22 protein-coding genes are annotated in these 15,755 nt (G+C 43.3%); 6 read left to right on the plus strand and 16 right to left on the minus strand.

What is annotated here, in order from left to right:
• Window positions 1–20: 20 nt before the first annotated feature.
• Genes PISL_RS03630 through PISL_RS03655 form a run of 6 tightly spaced genes read right to left on the minus strand, consistent with a single transcriptional unit; the run spans window position 21 to window position 3,786 of the window.
• Complete coding sequence (locus PISL_RS03630; protein WP_011762458.1) at window positions 21–248, minus strand: DNA-directed RNA polymerase subunit H; 228 nt, start codon at window positions 246–248, stop codon at window positions 21–23.
• A gap of 30 nt (window positions 249–278) precedes the next feature.
• Entirely contained in the window at window positions 279–2,060 is a 1,782-nt protein-coding gene (locus PISL_RS03635) for a V-type ATP synthase subunit A (protein ID WP_011762459.1), read from the minus strand.
• Window positions 2,050–2,622 carry a V-type ATP synthase subunit E gene (locus PISL_RS03640; RefSeq protein ID WP_011762460.1) on the minus strand — a complete coding sequence of 191 codons (573 nt, stop codon included), beginning with the start codon at window positions 2,620–2,622 and terminating at the stop codon, window positions 2,050–2,052. Before PISL_RS03640 ends, PISL_RS03635 begins: the two co-directional genes overlap by 11 nt.
• A gap of 28 nt (window positions 2,623–2,650) precedes the next feature.
• Window positions 2,651–2,941 (minus strand): V-type ATP synthase subunit F, encoded by a 291-nt coding sequence (locus PISL_RS03645; protein WP_011762461.1) that lies wholly within the window; start codon window positions 2,939–2,941, stop codon window positions 2,651–2,653.
• A gap of 36 nt (window positions 2,942–2,977) precedes the next feature.
• Window positions 2,978–3,472 carry a CDP-2,3-bis-(O-geranylgeranyl)-sn-glycerol synthase gene (locus tag PISL_RS03650; protein WP_011762462.1) on the minus strand — a complete coding sequence of 165 codons (495 nt, stop codon included), beginning with the start codon at window positions 3,470–3,472 and terminating at the stop codon, window positions 2,978–2,980.
• Window positions 3,472–3,786: a C2H2-type zinc finger protein gene (locus PISL_RS03655; RefSeq protein WP_011762463.1), complete on the minus strand. Its 315-nt coding sequence runs from the start codon at window positions 3,784–3,786 to the stop codon at window positions 3,472–3,474. The genes PISL_RS03650 and PISL_RS03655 overlap by 1 nt, the downstream gene beginning before the upstream one ends.
• Window positions 3,787–3,832: 46 nt before the next feature.
• Between PISL_RS03655 and PISL_RS03660 the strand changes: the two genes are divergently transcribed.
• Window positions 3,833–4,267: a hypothetical protein gene (locus tag PISL_RS03660; protein ID WP_011762464.1), complete on the plus strand. Its 435-nt coding sequence runs from the start codon at window positions 3,833–3,835 to the stop codon at window positions 4,265–4,267.
• Here PISL_RS03660 and PISL_RS03665 read toward each other — a convergent pair.
• Window positions 4,264–5,859, minus strand: coding sequence for a B12-binding domain-containing radical SAM protein (locus PISL_RS03665; protein WP_011762465.1), 1,596 nt, complete (start codon window positions 5,857–5,859; stop codon window positions 4,264–4,266). The genes PISL_RS03660 and PISL_RS03665 overlap by 4 nt on opposite strands.
• Window positions 5,860–5,907: 48 nt before the next feature.
• Here PISL_RS03665 and PISL_RS03670 point away from each other — a divergent pair, with 48 nt between their 5' ends.
• Window positions 5,908–6,495, plus strand: a complete 588-nt coding sequence (locus PISL_RS03670; protein ID WP_011762466.1) for a hypothetical protein — start codon at window positions 5,908–5,910, stop codon at window positions 6,493–6,495.
• On the opposite strand, the gene radA is transcribed toward PISL_RS03670, so the two are convergent.
• Window positions 6,492–7,484, minus strand: a complete 993-nt coding sequence (gene radA / locus PISL_RS03675) for a DNA repair and recombination protein RadA (RefSeq protein WP_011762467.1) — start codon at window positions 7,482–7,484, stop codon at window positions 6,492–6,494. The genes PISL_RS03670 and radA overlap by 4 nt on opposite strands.
• A gap of 155 nt (window positions 7,485–7,639) precedes the next feature.
• Here radA and PISL_RS03680 point away from each other — a divergent pair, with 155 nt between their 5' ends.
• On the plus strand, window positions 7,640–8,461 hold the full coding sequence (locus tag PISL_RS03680; protein WP_011762468.1) for a class I SAM-dependent methyltransferase: 822 nt from the start codon (window positions 7,640–7,642) through the stop codon (window positions 8,459–8,461).
• Here PISL_RS03680 and PISL_RS03685 read toward each other — a convergent pair.
• The 4 genes from PISL_RS03685 to udg all read right to left on the minus strand — a co-directional run bounded on the left by PISL_RS03685 (window position 8,458) and on the right by udg (window position 12,448).
• The gene (locus PISL_RS03685) at window positions 8,458–8,922 is read right to left on the minus strand and encodes a DUF2153 family protein (RefSeq protein ID WP_011762469.1); all 465 of its coding nucleotides are present in this window, start codon (window positions 8,920–8,922) and stop codon (window positions 8,458–8,460) included. The genes PISL_RS03680 and PISL_RS03685 overlap by 4 nt on opposite strands.
• A gap of 30 nt (window positions 8,923–8,952) precedes the next feature.
• A complete protein-coding gene (locus PISL_RS03690; RefSeq protein ID WP_011762470.1) occupies window positions 8,953–10,563 on the minus strand; it encodes a DUF2070 family protein in 1,611 nt (536 codons plus the stop codon).
• Window positions 10,560–11,447, minus strand: coding sequence for a hypothetical protein (locus tag PISL_RS03695; protein ID WP_011762471.1), 888 nt, complete (start codon window positions 11,445–11,447; stop codon window positions 10,560–10,562). The genes PISL_RS03690 and PISL_RS03695 overlap by 4 nt, the downstream gene beginning before the upstream one ends.
• Window positions 11,448–11,866: 419 nt before the next feature.
• The gene (gene udg, locus PISL_RS03700) at window positions 11,867–12,448 is read right to left on the minus strand and encodes a type-4 uracil-DNA glycosylase (protein WP_011762472.1); all 582 of its coding nucleotides are present in this window, start codon (window positions 12,446–12,448) and stop codon (window positions 11,867–11,869) included.
• 58 nt (window positions 12,449–12,506) lie between these two features.
• Between udg and PISL_RS03705 the strand changes: the two genes are divergently transcribed.
• Window positions 12,507–13,178, plus strand: coding sequence for an Atg14 domain-containing protein (locus PISL_RS03705; protein WP_011762473.1), 672 nt, complete (start codon window positions 12,507–12,509; stop codon window positions 13,176–13,178).
• A 43-nt stretch (window positions 13,179–13,221) separates the two neighbouring features.
• Window positions 13,222–13,383 carry a hypothetical protein gene (locus tag PISL_RS10640; protein WP_167827612.1) on the plus strand — a complete coding sequence of 54 codons (162 nt, stop codon included), beginning with the start codon at window positions 13,222–13,224 and terminating at the stop codon, window positions 13,381–13,383.
• On the opposite strand, the gene PISL_RS03710 is transcribed toward PISL_RS10640, so the two are convergent.
• Window positions 13,380–13,580, minus strand: a complete 201-nt coding sequence (locus tag PISL_RS03710; protein WP_053240539.1) for a hypothetical protein — start codon at window positions 13,578–13,580, stop codon at window positions 13,380–13,382. The two genes, PISL_RS10640 and PISL_RS03710, sit on opposite strands and share 4 nt — an antisense overlap.
• Window positions 13,581–13,600: 20 nt before the next feature.
• Complete coding sequence (locus tag PISL_RS03715; RefSeq protein ID WP_011762475.1) at window positions 13,601–14,479, minus strand: ATP-grasp domain-containing protein; 879 nt, start codon at window positions 14,477–14,479, stop codon at window positions 13,601–13,603.
• A 34-nt stretch (window positions 14,480–14,513) separates the two neighbouring features.
• On the opposite strand from PISL_RS03715, the gene PISL_RS03720 reads away from it, so the two are divergent.
• Window positions 14,514–15,086: a hypothetical protein gene (locus PISL_RS03720; protein WP_011762476.1), complete on the plus strand. Its 573-nt coding sequence runs from the start codon at window positions 14,514–14,516 to the stop codon at window positions 15,084–15,086.
• Here the strand turns inward: PISL_RS03720 and PISL_RS03725 are convergent.
• Window positions 15,065–15,562, minus strand: a complete 498-nt coding sequence (locus PISL_RS03725) for a hypothetical protein (RefSeq protein ID WP_011762477.1) — start codon at window positions 15,560–15,562, stop codon at window positions 15,065–15,067. The genes PISL_RS03720 and PISL_RS03725 overlap by 22 nt on opposite strands.
• Window positions 15,559–15,732, minus strand: coding sequence for a hypothetical protein (locus PISL_RS10645; protein WP_167827613.1), 174 nt, complete (start codon window positions 15,730–15,732; stop codon window positions 15,559–15,561). Before PISL_RS10645 ends, PISL_RS03725 begins: the two co-directional genes overlap by 4 nt.
• Window positions 15,733–15,755: the final 23 nt, after the last annotated feature.

Here is a 15,755-nt window from a genome sequence, read left to right on the forward strand (position 1 = left end):
AATTAACAACTGTGTAACAATTACCCAGGTACGACCAATCGATATACCACAAATTCGCCCGCTGTGGGGGATTCTCTTACTATTTTTAACACGTCGCCTGGCTTAGCTCCTATTGACTGTGCCAATGGATCACTTGATCTTATCCAGGGTAATTGCCAGGGCTTAAGCCTAAGTTGTTTAAGTAATTCTTTAGCCTCTTCTTTGGGGATTTTCACAACTTCTTTTACCCCTAAGGAGGCCTTTGACACATCGACAAATATTCGATACTTTTAAAAGAGTTACTGTCTCTTACTGATTGTTGTTCTAATTTCAGAAATTAACATCTCTATAAACTTCGTCAATTCCTCTTTAGCTACATCGTTTGTAATCTCCATTCTTAGTCTTGGTAGGCGCTTAACAGTTTCTAGTTCTCTTAATACCGAGGCGGGAATTCCTGCCTCTATAGCCTTTAACCCCTCCTCGTAATAGGCATATATAGCTTTCATAAGTAGATACTGTTTAATTGGTGACGAAGGCGTGTCCACAGGGTTGTAAGCATCTTGCTTTAGAAAGCCCTCTCTAATCATGTATGCAACATTTAGAATGTGTTTTTCATATTCGCTTAAAGCCTCTGTCCCTAGGATTCTCACTATCTCCTGTAGTTCAGCCTCTTTAACTAATATAGACTGTAGAGTATCTCTAATTTTCCTCCAATCAGGAGATATATTTTTTGACCACCACACTTCTACGGTATCTACATAACGTGAAAATGCCAAAAGCCAGTCAATAGCTGGATAATGTCTTGAATACGCTAACCTCGGCGATAGGGGCCAAAACGCGCCGATAAAACGTAGAGTATTAGATGTGACGGGTTCCGTAAAGTCGCCACCTGGCGGACTTACTGAGGCCGCAATAGTAAGCGAGCCTATACGCTCTTTGCTTCCCATGAGCACTACGCGGCCTGCGCGTTCGTAAAATTCTGCGAGTCTTGTCGGCAAATACGCTGGGTATCCCTCTTCTGATGGCATCTCGCCGATACGTAAGGCTACTTCGCGCATAGCCTCTGCCCAACGTGATGTAGAATCTGCAAGTACTAATACGTCATAGCCTTGATCGCGGAAATACTCGCCAATAGTTGTACCCATATACACTGAGGCTTCTCTAGCAGCTACAGGCATGTTTGATGTGTTGACGATAATTGTAGTTCTCTCAAGTAGTGGTCTTCCTGTGTTCGGGTCTTTTAACTTAAGCAGTCCCTGTAAGGCATCAGCTGCCTCATTACCGCGTTCGCCGCATAAGACCGGTATTATAATTCTACTCTGTGCATACATAGACAATGTGCGTATGGCAACGGTTTTGCCGGACCCAAAGGGACCGGGGATAGCGGCTGTGCCCCCTTTAGCTATGGGAAACATAGTATCTATTGTGCGAACTCCTGTTATTAACGGCTCTACAGGCGGCAACTTCTCTCTAAATGGCCGCGGTCTACGTACTGGCCATTTGTGCCACATTTTGACTTCAATTACGCCGCGTTTAGTCTTAATCCTGGCAATTACATCATCAACCTTATATTTTCCATCTGCTATCCATTCAACAGTGCCTGGGACATATTCCGGTAAAGGTGGGTATAAAATGTAATGGGTTATAAGTTCTGTCTCTTTTACAGAACCAAGTACATCGCCTGGATAAACCTCCTCTCCTGGTTTGACGTTTGGCTTAAAGTCAAATTCAGCTTTTAAATCCAGTGGTGGCGCTTGGTCGTAACCTACGCCGCGGGCAATAAATGGACTTTTAGAAATCTCCTCTATGTTTTTCAAAGGTCTTTGCACTCCATCATATATCTTGCCCATTATTGTAGGGCCTAGCCATGCGCTAAGAGGTTCGCCTGTTCTTACAACGGGCTCTCCAGGTTTTAAACCAGTGGTATCCTCATATACTTGAATAAAGGCTTTATCTCCCTGTACTCTAACTACTTCTCCAAACAGCTTGATTTCGCCAACAAATACAAGTTCGTATAGTCTCGCACCTGGAAGGTCGGCTTTAACAACGGGTCCTGAAATATATTCTATTTTACCGCTCATGTGTTTCTAAATATATGAGGTGTTTTAATTCTTCAAGTTTGTTAGAGAGTAGAGTCTCTAGAGAGTAGTCTACTGTAATTGAGCCGTCCCTTGTCATTACTATCACGCCGCCTTTTATGTCTTTTTCTATCACAAAGCCTGTAATTCCGAGATTTTTCGCAAGTGTTTCAACTACTCCTCTGTCCTTGGGCGATGCATAAATTATGACGTCTTTAGTTTGAGTGTAATTTATAGCGCTTTCTATAAGAAAGCGCAGGAATTTTACATATCTCTCGCTACCTCTTAACTTATCTACTTCGTTATATATTGTCTCTATAAAATCATTTAATATCTGTTCATAGGTTTCTACTATTTTTCTTCTTGCCTCTATAATCGCGCTGTAAAGAATACGTTCACGCTCTAGGGCTACTTCACTCTCTATGTTTGTTATCTGCGTAGAGTATTTGTTTAAGACCGCAGTAGCTTCTTTTCTAATTCTAGTCTCTATATCTATAAGAAGATTTGACTTAAGTTCTTCAAGTTCACGAATTTTTGAATTGATTAGGTCTTCAAATAATGACATGAAAATTCTTTTCAGAACGTTTTATAAATTATCCGCCGAGTACTTGCCTTACTATTTGCAAATAGTTAACCTCGCGCTCCATTCCCTCTTCCACGCTGGGAACCTCTACTAGAAGCTTACGTGGGTTTCTCATTCTAATTTCGTCAAGCTCCTTCCGTATAGCTTTCGCTATTTTCGAAGTTATAAAAATTACATCGTATGTATCCAAGCGTTCTTTTATAAACTTTAATGCCTCCTCTGGACTTTCAATAGTTTTGCCCTCAAACCCCATGAGCTTAAAGAGAGCTACTGTAGTCCTATCGCCTATTACTATATGCATAAAAGAGACATTTCCCCGATTTATAACAATATCACATCACCAAGGTTCCTTTTTTAAACGGAGGTAATACGCAATGTAGTTTGTAATCCTATGTATAAGAGGCGTTATGATAACTGCAGCGATTATATACTCTACAGATATGTCTTTATAAAGGGTGTATACGGCTAGCGAAGTTAGAAGAAAATCAAGCTGATCTAACGGAAAGGCGGGGTAGCCTCTTGGCATACAAAGACGTCGTTTTATAAACGCGCCAAATAAATCGCCAAGAAGAGCTGCAATTGACAGAACAAAGGCGTCCAGAAGAGAGAGGTGTTTGTACAAGAGGTTTGGCGCATATCCTATAAACGTACCTGTGGAAAGACCTATCAGAAACCCCTCGTAAGTCTTCCCATCGCCAAAGATACGTCTACCATCTACAAAAGTTTTGCCAAAATCTATGGGATGTCTTATTTTGAACTTATTTGCTAAAACTGCTGAGCCGTTTGCAACATAAGGTGGCCATATTAAGAGAAAAAAATATAGTAAGTCCATTATTCGTGTGTTTTCATTATATGTATTAGCAGGGACTTCAGAGAAACAAAGCTTTTTCCACAGACACCACAGATATAAAAGGCCTCCCTCTTTACCGCAAAATGTTTCCTAACGTGTTCTCTATATTCCTGGCTTTTAACTTTGGAATTACAAATGGGACACGCCATATCACTGCCGCTCTTCTTTCCATGCCCCATGTAGTGAGATACAACCGCTCTCCAACTTACCTCTTTTCCACATATACTGCACTTTACTGTAGTTACAGGTTTCGCATATCCCTGTCCAACATAAGCGAAACATAACTCGGATTCCATAGTTTCGAGAGAAGAAACCGTTTTATAAAAACTCAAACTTAGCAATGTGTACAGGGGCGTGGCGCTTGTGGACTGGAAGACAGGGTTACTAGCCTATGTCGAGGCAGATGGCAAAGCGGTTGAAGAATTTAGAAAAATCCTAGATTTATGTGGCGGGAGAGTAGAGCCAAGGACTTTGCCATGTCTATCATCGCTAGCATCGAGACTAGGGGTAAAGTCGGTGCTCTACATAACAGATATCTACGGAATCGCTAATTTACTTGCGTTTGAGAGACAGGCCCCACGAGCCGGGATTTTAAAAAAGGCGTGGGCGTATCTAGATCGCCTGATTTGTCAAAATGGTGAGGTGGAGTGCGGTGAAGAAGTCGAGCTTTCTTGTTGTAAACCTTGCGGCTTTGTATGTCTACTAGCTGAGGTACTTGGCGTTGCGCGTGTGGGAATTAAAGCGGACATAAGAAGAGAGCTTCGTGACAAACTTTAGGTATATGTTAGCACTTCCTTCCTCGACTTAGCTCTTGTTTGTCTAAGAATTTCTTTGTATTGTTCAATATCTTCTTCGATCTTATCTATCCTTTTTTCAACATAACTTATGAAGTAGTTTATTAGGAATTTCACTAGGGCGTACTGCGGTCCCTTTAGATAGAATTTGTTTACAATGTCTTTAGCCCAGAAGATAGAATGCCTAGCGACTACCTTTAGCAAGTCAATGTGTTCGGGGTATAGATTAACCTTGTCTAACCAACCCGTCTTTTCGCTTTTCACATGGCTCATTGGGACGTAAAATAATGACACAATAAGGCTTCTGTAGGGCTTGAGCTTTTCGACAAGCTCTATAGTTTCTATAACATCGTCTGGTTGTTCGTCGGGAAGTCCTACAATGAGCGTTATAGCGGGTATAAGTCTAATTTCGTGCATTATAGCCGCAGCCTCTGTCACAATTTCATGCCACTGGCTGATTTTATAAGGCGCTGCTTTACCTGGCATTATCTTTTGTGCTAGACGGACAGAGCCTGTTTCAAGACCTATCTGCGCCCCCCACCAGTCTTGATGTTCATCTATTATTATCTCTGAGAGTTTTGTAAAGAGTCTTCCCATTTTTTTCTCGCCATGGTACACTGCTACAAATGTAGAATGGCTCCATCCCACCTTCCGGTAGTACCGTTTTGCAAGCTTATGTAACGCAATCAACCTTTCTGGATTTGGCTCAACTCCGGCAGAGCCATAAAGCGGCACTTCGTCTGCATGTAATATACCATCTACTACACCGGCTTTAGCATTTACCTTTAGCTCCTCCTCTATTTTATCCAGGGGGTACCATCTCAACGCTCTTAGTGTCACTGGACAAAAGGCACAGCCTCTTGGACAGCCGCGGCCTATTTCAACAAGCCCATTTATACTTGGGTACTTTATCGTAGATATTTCTGATAGGTCGGGAGCTTCATGCACACCCACATAGATATACTTTGGCAGTGGCCTATCTTCCAACGCGTTTTTCACAAGGTCCACTATCAGCTTTTCTCCCTCCCCATCAAATATTGTATCTATCCCCCATCTCTCAACTAGCTCCGGAAAGTAAAGCCATTGCCACGCGGCGGGGCCTCCGGCGATTACTTTTAACTTATTTTTCGTCTTCGCTTCTCTTACAAGTGGAGATATCTTCTCCATAAATCTTTTGAAAAACATGGCGTTCATGGGCTCTTTCCCTACTATTACACTCCAGGTACTACTAGGCGGATTTAATCCAAAGTAGTCATGGTGGCTTAACATCAAAACCTTGGCATATGGGATGTATCTATGTACATAATCTGGATCTATTACAGCGGCGTTTATACCCTCGTCTAACAACTTTGCCTCTATCTTTCTCATGCCGTAAGGCGCCTCTAGCGGTCTACCCCACCTATCTACTTTTACCTTAGGCGCAAAGAGAAACGCGTGAAATCTTTCAGATAGGCCAAAGGGGAGTTCTACAAAAACAGGCCCCGTGGTGCCAAAGCCGAGGAACTCCTTTCTGTGGTAGTTTGACATCATCGAACGATCTGTGGTCAAGATCACGTCAAATTTGAGAGATGGCATACAATTACCTCGGCTTTCTATTTATAAGCATTATAGAAGCATGTAGTAGTGGAGTTCATAACTCTCACCGATGTAGATAAGAATACAATTGAGATGATAAAGGGCGCTATAGAGTCGCTCGGACATACGCCTATCGATATTGTAATTGTAGGCGCAGAAGAGACAAGGCTAGAGGTTAATGACATGTATATACTTAAAGTTTCACTGCCGGTGGACATATACAAAGTTATGCGAGAGACCGCACTTGCACAAATCTTCAGCGACCCCTCGTTAGCCGAGGTGTGGTCTGTGCCTCCCGACGTTAAGCCAGATGGCCTTGCTTACGAGCTCTCTCTAGCTCTTTTGAGACGGCTTGTAGATGTTTTTGTGGCTAAAGTACGCCCAGATTTAGTGCTAGAAAGAACTAACGTCGAAGTTGTCGAAGGCGAAACCCTAGTTTCTACGCTTGTAAGAACTCTGGCCGTGGACTCTTCTGTCAGTCTTGCAGTAGCTGGACATATGTCAGATGCGCTACGTCTTCTGAAGAAATTATCACAACATCCAATATACAAAATTTACAGGCAGTTTTGGGATTTCGCGACGGCGAATTTTAAGTACTTGCCTATATACAACTGGCTCCTCCTTATGTACGGTTAGTCGACAAGACCCTCCTCTGTAATTCTAAATGAGACCTCGCCCTCTGGGTGATATGGGCTGTCAAAGATCTTTGCAATTCTGATGTTCTCCTTAGACTTTCTAAGCCATAGACGATAAGTGGCGCCGTGTGCTAAAATATTGCCTCCAGCCGGCCTCAGCGGATTTCCAAAGAAGACGTCCGGCTGAGCCATCACCTGGTTCGTAATCACCACGGCCACGTCGTAGGCGTCCGCCAGACGCAGGAGGTCAGCCACGTGTTTGTTTAGCTTCTGTTGTCTCTCGGCTAAGTTCTCCCTCCCCGGGAACTCGGATCTGAAATGGGCGATGACGGAGTCTACGATGAGAAGCGCCACGTTGTGTTGTCTAATTATAGACTTGGCTTGATCCACTAGAATCATCTGGTGGTCTGAGCTGTAGGCTCTGGCGTAGAAGATGTTGTTGAGGGCTTGGTCGGGGTCTAGCCCCCTGGCCTTCGCTATTTGCATTATACGCTCGGGACGGAAGGTGTTCTCGGTGTCGATGTATATGGCCTTTGCGCCGAGGCCGCCCCTCTCCTCGGGCAACTGCACCATGACGGCGAGCTGGTGGCAGAGTTGTGTCTTCCCAGAGCCGAACTCCCCAGCCACCTCGGTCACAGCACGCGTCTCAATGCCTCCGCCTAGTAATTCGTCAAGAGCTCTAACGCCGGTGGATATACGCCTAATCTTTTTTCTTCTCTCATAAACCTCAAGAGCCGAGACAAATGAGTGAAGACCAAGCATCTTTCTAGCCGCCTCCACGATCTGTTGTGCCCTCTCCTCATTGCCTACAATCTCTGCCAGCTCTTTAACAGAGGCAAAAGCCACATCTCTAACGGTGAAGAACCCCCTCTCCTTCAGCTTAGCGCCAGTCACCCTCCCTACGCCCTCAAGTTCCTCTACGTCGAGGTCGGGGGTTATCTCCACTCTGGCTTGAGCAACCTCGGCATCTTTTCTCTTCTTAGAAGACACGTATAGATTTTGGGCTTGGGGTATATATTCTTAACGAGTTTAAAGTGATATACTTTTAGGATTTATATAAGGCAGATGACGAAAACTTACCACTCAGAAAAGTGATGAGGGGGTCAGGGACGGATATATTTTAAGACACTTGCCGTAACCCTACAGTGTCTCTTAAACGTAGACTTCAAAACGTGATACCTCCAGAGCTATTAGATAAAACTCCAACTTCATTTGAGATTATTGGCTCTAGAGGCGGCGCCGTGGCTATCGTAGAAATACCGCCGGAGCTAGAGGTATATAAATATCAGATAGCTAAAGCAATTACAGAGACTAATAAACATGTTAAGGCTGTCCTGAGAAAAATAGGAAGCCGCACAGGCGAATATAGGCTTTATAACTTCGAAGTTCTAATAGAGGGACCCACTGAGGTTATTCATAAAGAGCATGGATATTATATCAAGGTAGATCCCACAAAAGTTTTCTTTTCTTCTAGAGATCAAACAGACAGGTTAGATATAGCCAGCAGAGTTGGAAATGGAGAAAGAGTTCTATACCTCTTTGCCGGAGTCGCCCCATATGCTGTGGCAATAGCGAAATTTGCAAAACCGAAGATCATAGTCGCCGTAGAGCTAAATCCTTGGGGTTTTAAATACATGCTAGAAAACTTTCGCATAAACAAGATAAAAAACGCAGTGGCAATACATGGAGATGTGGCAACAGTTGCGCCTTTATTTAGGAAGAAGTTTGACAGGGTTATTATGACTCTCCCTTTAGGCGCCTATAAGTACCTTCCTCTGGCGCTTGACTGTATAGACAGAGGAGGCGTTGTACACTTCTATCACACAGGTAGAGAGGAAGAGCCATTTAGAGAAGCCGAGGAGATTGTAAAAAACATATGCCCGACGTGTCAGATAGTTGGAAGAAGAGTTGTTAGAGACTACGCACCGGGGGTATACAAGGTTAGAGTTGATATCTATAAGCCCTAGAAGAACCTTGGGGTTTCTCCTTCTTCACTTCTTCTTCTTTGAGGAATCTGCGGCTTTTGCTGAATATAGAGTAGCAAGACGCTAGGCACTTTACCCTCTTTTGCAAACTTAGAGAGAAGCTCCTTATACTCGGAAGTGTGTGCTATATCTACTTGGACAAACCTTATAGCGACTTCTCTTAACATGTTTTCTAGTCTTCTTAACATGTCTTCAGGCATTACAGACGTTACGACAGGATTGCTTAACCAAGATTCAAAATCTTTTAACACTCTGGCTATATATCCTAACATTGCTTGGGCAGAATAGAGTAGCTCGAGTCTGTCGGCTGTTTTCATAGCTTCTCCATGACTTTCAAGCTCTTTTACCTGTCTCTCCTGCTCTCTTATCCACTGCTCTAACCGCTCCATCATGGATTCCAGATATTCAAGAACCGCCTCCGAAGTTGGAGATTTATGAGACATAAGTCATAATCCGGTAGCAGTATATAAACCTTATGTAAAAAGCACAACTAACGCCACAGGCACTAGAAAGATGGCACTCAGTATCAAGCCGCCTACCCTCTTGTAGATCCTTACGGCAGATTGAATTTTCCTAAACCCTTCCTCGCCCAATACTTCTGCTTCAACTTCTACTCTCCTATACGACACGGAGTGCGCGGCAAGAAAGCGCTCTGCCTCTGCAACAGCCACATCCACAGTCTCTATTATGCTACGGTGGTTAACATACTCGCCAACAATTCTGTACCCACGTCCAAGCCCCACGCCAGTGGCTCTATGAGTGTCTGTTGTAACAACCTCTACCACTCTATACCCACGTTTCCTATATGTATTTACTATCTCTGTATAGAGGTCGCTATTTAAGTTGTTGCCGTCAAAAACTACTAACAACGCTTTTTCTCCATCACACTCATTTACTATCGCCGTAATGCCGCCAGGCCCTATCTCATAGCCAAATGGATCTAGGTGTTTTGCGCTTGTCTTGCCTATGCCGATAGAAAATGAGTTACACAGCGGTGACTCTTGTATCTTTCTAAGTCCATCAGAAAGAGCTTTTACATCTTCGTTTCGCCATTGTACAACGCCGTCAAATTTATTCTGTGCGTCAACTAATATGAAATGGCCGGTGTCTACTTGTCTAGCAACCCACAACGGTATGTCGTCAGATGCCGACTTTAGCCGGCCCACTATAGCAAGAAAAGGCATAGCACCTAGACTAAACGCCGCCAGTTTCACATCTCCTAAGGCAATTTCCATGGGACGAATGCCGATAGGATTACTGCCGTCTTTCATGCTCTCCAATGCCGCTTTTATAGCAACGACAATCTTTTTCACAGATTCCTTAGTCACAGGGTCTCGCTCGTGACTACCAACGCCGTGGAGAAATGTGAATTTATAGCCGGCTTTTTCCACTTCTTGGGTTAACACATCTACCAACGCCCCGCCGCCTATGTGTCTAAAGGGGCCTGGGTGGAAATCTGAAACTACAACAACGTGGCGTCTCCCCACTAGATACACATGTACAGGGACTCTCTCTATGCGACCTAATTCTCTAAAAGCGTCTTCAATGATATCGTCTTCTGCAAATACAGCGTATATAAAACTGGAGAACATACATACGGCATCTATCCCGCCGGTCATCTTATTAACCACAGGCTTTAGGCTATACATAACAACCGCATAAGAAAGAGAGAGAAGAGCTAAGTCAATTTGTTTCATCATGTAATAAATTGCAGCAGTTAACACTATCGGCAGTACGAATACTATAGATTTACATCTAAGAGATTGGATAACCAAGGCGCTTACCAAAGCGCCAATTAAAGCAAATGTGAGCGGCGGCTTTTGTAAAACTAAGTCAAAAAAAGCAACTACAAGTGTGGAGATTACAGAGACGTAGTATGACCTACGCGAATTTATAACTTCACTATCTATGGCCGATAGAAGGAGAAAAATAGCGCCGCCGAATAATATATACAAGAATGGCGCCGTAGGATAGGCAAGCGTTTTATATATAATAAACACTGAGAGTAGCAACGTTGCGTATAACGCTAGCTTCTTTGCCGATCTACCAAAGAGAAGAGAATACCCCTTTTCAAACGCCCTCATAACGTCTCCATATAGCTACGGATTATACTTGAATATCTCTGTGCTGACACGCTCATTTGGAGATATCTGTTGACCTTGGGTAGTTTATAAAAGTACAACTCCTCTTCCATGGCGTTCAACACAGCGTATCCCACCTCAGAAATATCCCACCTATTCTTAACCCTATTTGCAACTTCTCTATGAAAGGCTTGGTCCACATATGGATGTAGTATAATTACATAGTCAAGTCCATATAGGAGGAAGTTTTTAGCCTTTGAAAAGCCCAGATGGTGAGTTTTTGTAACGTCTACATAGCCGAGGCCTATTAACGAGCCGTCTACAGACTTAATGAGGAGATCTATTTTTTCGGTATATTTATTAGCTAGCTGAGGTATATACGGCACGTTTTTTACCAACTTAGCAATCCTCCTCCCTAGGAACACAGGCGTAGCTTCTAAAAACTTAGCAAAAGCATCAATGTCATTCTCCTCTCTTGCAAATCCCTTTAAACTGACTATATAGAATTTCTTTATCTCATATTCCTCCTCGGAGACTTCTGGTAAAGGCAGATTTTCAAGTATCTCGTCTGATAAAAGCGTGTGGGGCACGTAATAGGTACTACCCATTTTTTCAGCAATGCCTAAAGCTCTTATAGTCTCTAAGTGTTTGCACAACGTCTCATCCCATATACAGTCTACTACAATACTCCCTGATAGAAACATAAAGACCGGGTTTTTTGTATTAATCCAGTTTAGTCTTATCTTCTGCAATATTGCCATATGTTCAGCAGATAGATCTACTAGAGCTTTTCTGATTTTCTCAATGTTAAAACGAGAAGTACAGTACTCATACTCTCTCAAATGGTCAAATGCCGTGCATCCACGCCTAAAGCAGAAGAAATCCACAAACAAAACCCTCTATATAAATTTAGAAATAGCGTTCTAGCCCCTTTGTGTCACCGGTTCTCCTCGGGAGGACGGGGCTCGTCTGCAGAGACGCTGCGGGGGTGGGCAAGAGGGATCGGCCGGGCCGGTGTAACAGGTTGGTTACAGGGAGTATACGAGAGCGAACCGAAAGTTTAAGCCGCAAAGATGGAAAGGATTAGCGCTGTTAAGTCTGCTGACCGCGCATGCAACACCGACACAGTCCACATGACAAAACAACAACCCTTTCATACCCTTCCGTTTTCCAATATAAAACCACTATATTTTGTGACTTAACATTGAGAACCCCTTAAACGTCAGATAAATGTTTTCATAACAATGGATCAATCCCTACGAACTTCAGACTTTTCAACCTCTAGAGCGGCGTGGACGGAAAGATGTTATTTGTTTAAAGGCGGCAAACCGCCGCCAAAAAACGTCGCTAAGTCGTTTTCAAAAACTTCCCTAAGATGGGGGTTTCTCAACACAGCTGCTGGATGATATGTTAAACATATCTCTAGATTTACTCCAGCCACTTGTCCCCGGAAGCATTTCCCTCTTACATTGCCAATTTTGTCTACCTCTCTCCCTACAAGCTTTAGGAGTGTCTTCCCGCTGATTAAACCTAGCGCAACAATTCTCTTTGGTTTCAAAATCACTATCTGTTGTAGAAGGTAGGGAAGACAAGCTTCTATCTCCTCTCTTGTAGGAGTTCTATTGCCGGGGGGCCTACATTTTACGACATTTGTTATATACACATCGTCTCTTGAGATGCCAAGTTTGGCAAGTGTTTTTGTAAGTAGCTGTCCAGCTACTCCTACAAACGGCCTCCCCTCCTCATCTTCAGAAGCCCCAGGGGCCTCTCCCACGATCATTATACCAAGTTTTAGAGACCCCTCGCCAGGTACGGCATTTTTCCTGTATAGATGTAGTGGACATCTTGTGCACCTCTTAATTTTCTCGTTTAGATCCTCCAAGTCCACAAGAGAAATATGTCTCTATCTTAAGTCTTGGAGTTTTAATACGACGTTAGGAAGATACGTGATATGGAAGTTTTTCTCTGCAGTAGCACGCCAAGAGAAGAGGGAGGTTAAGTTGCCAACAGTAAGGGGGAAGCCGGTGTATATAGGCGGCGTATTATTAGTTGGCATAGCCGAGAAGGGCGAGTTCGACTTAAAAAGGAAGAAGTTACTCTCAATAGAGATAAGAGATGCAAGCGGATCAAGTTACTACTTAGATACATCAAATATAAGGGTTAGAATCACCAAAGAGTATGTAGATTTAGACGTAGCGGCACTTCCCAAGTTTTTTGAAATCAAGATGAGAGAGGTAAATAGAATGATCGACGAGCTAAAGAGGTCTAGGGCCGAGCTAGATAAATCCTATCACAAGCTTGAGGAAGCGCTTCTAAAGGGCGTAATCGGGATGGATGTATATAACGAACAGATTAAACGTTTACAAGAGAGAGAGAAGAGGATGAGAAGCGCTTGTATAGATATGGAGAAGAGTATCGCCTCTGTAGGTCAATCCCTGGCGCAGTTAAGGATGGAATTAGAGAAGAAGAGAGAGCGACTGGAAGCTAAGCGGCTACTTGACAAACTCGACGAGACTGAAGCCGAGGAATTAGGCAAAATTCTCAATACGCTCGGTAGTATAAACGCCTTGAGTCACCTAATCACAAGCAGCATAATCCAGCTACGCCTCATTTGCTAAACGGCACTACGGAGGATTTTTTAAACTGGATGTACAAATGCGCATGGCAACAGTCCACACAATGTTGGGGCCTCATGCATATATACTCCAGAGATATGGCATATCCCCACATGACGACATCACAACAGCTGTTGAGAAGTTAAAACATACAATGCCCCATTTAGCACGACTCCTTAAAGAAATAGCCATTATACGAGAGACTTAATCTGCGACATCTAGGGAGATCTCTGCAGTGGGGCACAACTCATCCTGTTCTATACAACCGAGTACTAGATGTTCTCTATTTGCCTTACACCTCCGGCAGTATAGATATAACTTCCCGCCGAAAACCGCAAGGTTGAAACCGGCTTCAAATATCCTCTCTTCTCCACACACACTACATTTAAGAACCCACTTAGTCACACAAGAGAGAAACATCCTATTTATTTCTTTAATATGCGCTGTATGTAATCAACAAGATGTACTGCTGGATTTACCCCAGTTGCTTGCTTAAAGCCTCTCCAGTCCGGACTTGCGTTAACTTCAAATACCACATACCCTTCTCTCCCCTCTCCTATGTCTACGCCAGAGTATATAAGCCCGATTGCGTTAGTCGCTTTTACAGCTATCTCCTCTAGCTCAGGCGTGATTTTACACGGCACGCCTACAGCTCCCTGTGCTATATTTGTCTTCCAAGTCGTAGACACTCTATACATACAGCCTATGGGTCTCCCATCTACGACTATAATTCTGATATCTCTATTAGGCTTTTCGACATACTTCTGGATGTAGAGGGGGTTCCGCGTAATTAATAGAGTTCTCATTACCTGAAAAGCTTGCTCTGGATCTTCAAACATCATGGCGCCAAACCCCCTACTGCCTTGAATAGGCTTCAAAACCACCTTTCCCATATCTTTGGCTGTGATATACCCATAATAGAGATCTTCGGTGACAGCAGTAGGCGGCACCGGCACGCCGGCTTTACTTAAGAGATATATTGTCTCTAGCTTATTTCTACAGCTTAGTAATGCATCTACAGGATTTATAGTTACGGTACCTTCTCTTTCTAAAATCTTCAGTATAGATACCCTCCTCATAAATGTGCTTGAATCTATTACATAGCCGATACCCCTTATTACAACTACAGATGCATCGACACGTCCTCCTCGAGTTTCAACAACGGCGTTGCCATCGGCTATTCTTACAGAGAGTCTTTGTATAGGTATGTAGCGTACAGAAAGCCCCCGTCTCTTCGTCTCAAAATATATGTCTCTAGTAGGTTCGTCAGGCGTCTGAGATTCGGCGACTATAGCTACGTCCATAATAGTTTTAGCTACATACAGGTTATTTATACTAATGGCGAATCTCTACGCTGCGAAAGGGGTAGCTATATGCAAGTCTTGTGGATTTGCGGCCCCTGGATTAGACATGTGTAAAGTTACTGAGACGTGTGTAATATGTGCGCGCAATGTATTGGGGGGGCGTTGTGACATGTGTCCAGACAAGCCCAGGTGTGATGTTGCCGTAGAAGGGCTGAGATTTCTAAAGGCGCTGGAGCAAAAACTTGACGTATATATAGATCTTGGAAAACAAATTACAAAGGAGTTAGAACGTTATGATAGAGTAGAGCTCGGCGTGGTCTTTTTAAAAAATCTCATGGGACTTATCAATATCCTCAGAAAAGAGAGAAAGGAGAGGGCTTTTCCTCTCTGGGTTGCCGCCGTGCTTAGAGAAGACGTTTTGCCTAAGCTTGTAAGAGTTCCTTACATTGTAAAAATTGACTCATATCGCGCATTTGCTGAGTTTTGTCTTGTATTTAATTGCGTAGGGCTGGAAGTACCTTTGAACAATCTTCTGAATGCTCTTGTAAGCCTGTCGCTTATTGAAAAGATAAATGACCCCAGGCGTTATTTCCGTCTTGGCGCGTAATAGTTCACAACACCCTTTAGCAACGTTATGGCGTAAAATAAAAGCGCTATACAAATTATAATCATAGCAATGTAGACATAATACATGCCGTTTATAATTTCGGAAGCTGGTGGGAGTAGGGAGGTAACTGCGAAAATCAGCGCTACGCCCGTGGTTACGGTAGAAGAAAAGAGGAGTTTTGAAGAAGATGAAAATTCCCCCCTGACGGTGGTGGCTCTAGATAGGAACACTAATAATGCAGATACGGCGAGCATTATGAAAGAGAGTAACGTCAACATACTTTGGAAAAATATTGAAATACCGTAGCGACTTGTCGTTGCAGCAGTTGTACTAAGATACACCGGCAGGTTACTAGATGCGTACACAACAGCACCTACTAATAGAGTCACTAGGTGGAATAAAGCTGTTAACATGCCATATAGAGAGAAGCGACGTTTTAACTCCTCAGAGCGCTTATATAAAACTGCCCTACTCATGTGAGTTGGACATATTGACGGATTTTTATATTACATGTCTTACAAACCATAGCACGTTCTAGAACTCTCCTTCCACTCAATTGATCTATTCTAAGAAACTGGTTTACAACCTCCATGTCTCGCCAACAAGAGGGACATTTAGTTAAATATGTAAGATATTCGCTGTCCATAGCCTATACAATTTATTTATTTA

It is taken from the genome of Pyrobaculum islandicum DSM 4184 (genome assembly GCF_000015205.1).
Classification (GTDB): Archaea; Thermoproteota; Thermoprotei; order Thermoproteales; family Thermoproteaceae; genus Pyrobaculum; species Pyrobaculum islandicum.

Coding starts and splice junctions, on each gene's coding strand:
- PISL_RS03715 (WP_011762475.1), bottom strand. CDS start 14,479: ATGGACGTAGCTATAGTCGCCGAATCTCAGACGCCTGACGAACCTACT.
- PISL_RS03645 (WP_011762461.1), bottom strand. CDS start 2,941: ATGCATATAGTAATAGGCGATAGGACTACAGTAGCTCTCTTTAAGCTC.
- PISL_RS10640 (WP_167827612.1), top strand. CDS start 13,222: ATGGCAACAGTCCACACAATGTTGGGGCCTCATGCATATATACTCCAG.
- PISL_RS03725 (WP_011762477.1), bottom strand. CDS start 15,562: ATGAGTAGGGCAGTTTTATATAAGCGCTCTGAGGAGTTAAAACGTCGC.
- PISL_RS03690 (WP_011762470.1), bottom strand. CDS start 10,563: ATGAGGGCGTTTGAAAAGGGGTATTCTCTTCTCTTTGGTAGATCGGCA.
- PISL_RS03720 (WP_011762476.1), top strand. CDS start 14,514: ATGGCGAATCTCTACGCTGCGAAAGGGGTAGCTATATGCAAGTCTTGT.
- PISL_RS03655 (WP_011762463.1), bottom strand. CDS start 3,786: ATGGAATCCGAGTTATGTTTCGCTTATGTTGGACAGGGATATGCGAAA.
- PISL_RS03635 (WP_011762459.1), bottom strand. CDS start 2,060: ATGAGCGGTAAAATAGAATATATTTCAGGACCCGTTGTTAAAGCCGAC.
- PISL_RS03685 (WP_011762469.1), bottom strand. CDS start 8,922: ATGTCTCATAAATCTCCAACTTCGGAGGCGGTTCTTGAATATCTGGAA.
- PISL_RS10645 (WP_167827613.1), bottom strand. CDS start 15,732: ATGGACAGCGAATATCTTACATATTTAACTAAATGTCCCTCTTGTTGG.
- PISL_RS03640 (WP_011762460.1), bottom strand. CDS start 2,622: ATGTCATTATTTGAAGACCTAATCAATTCAAAAATTCGTGAACTTGAA.
- PISL_RS03665 (WP_011762465.1), bottom strand. CDS start 5,859: ATGCCATCTCTCAAATTTGACGTGATCTTGACCACAGATCGTTCGATG.
- PISL_RS03650 (WP_011762462.1), bottom strand. CDS start 3,472: ATGGACTTACTATATTTTTTTCTCTTAATATGGCCACCTTATGTTGCA.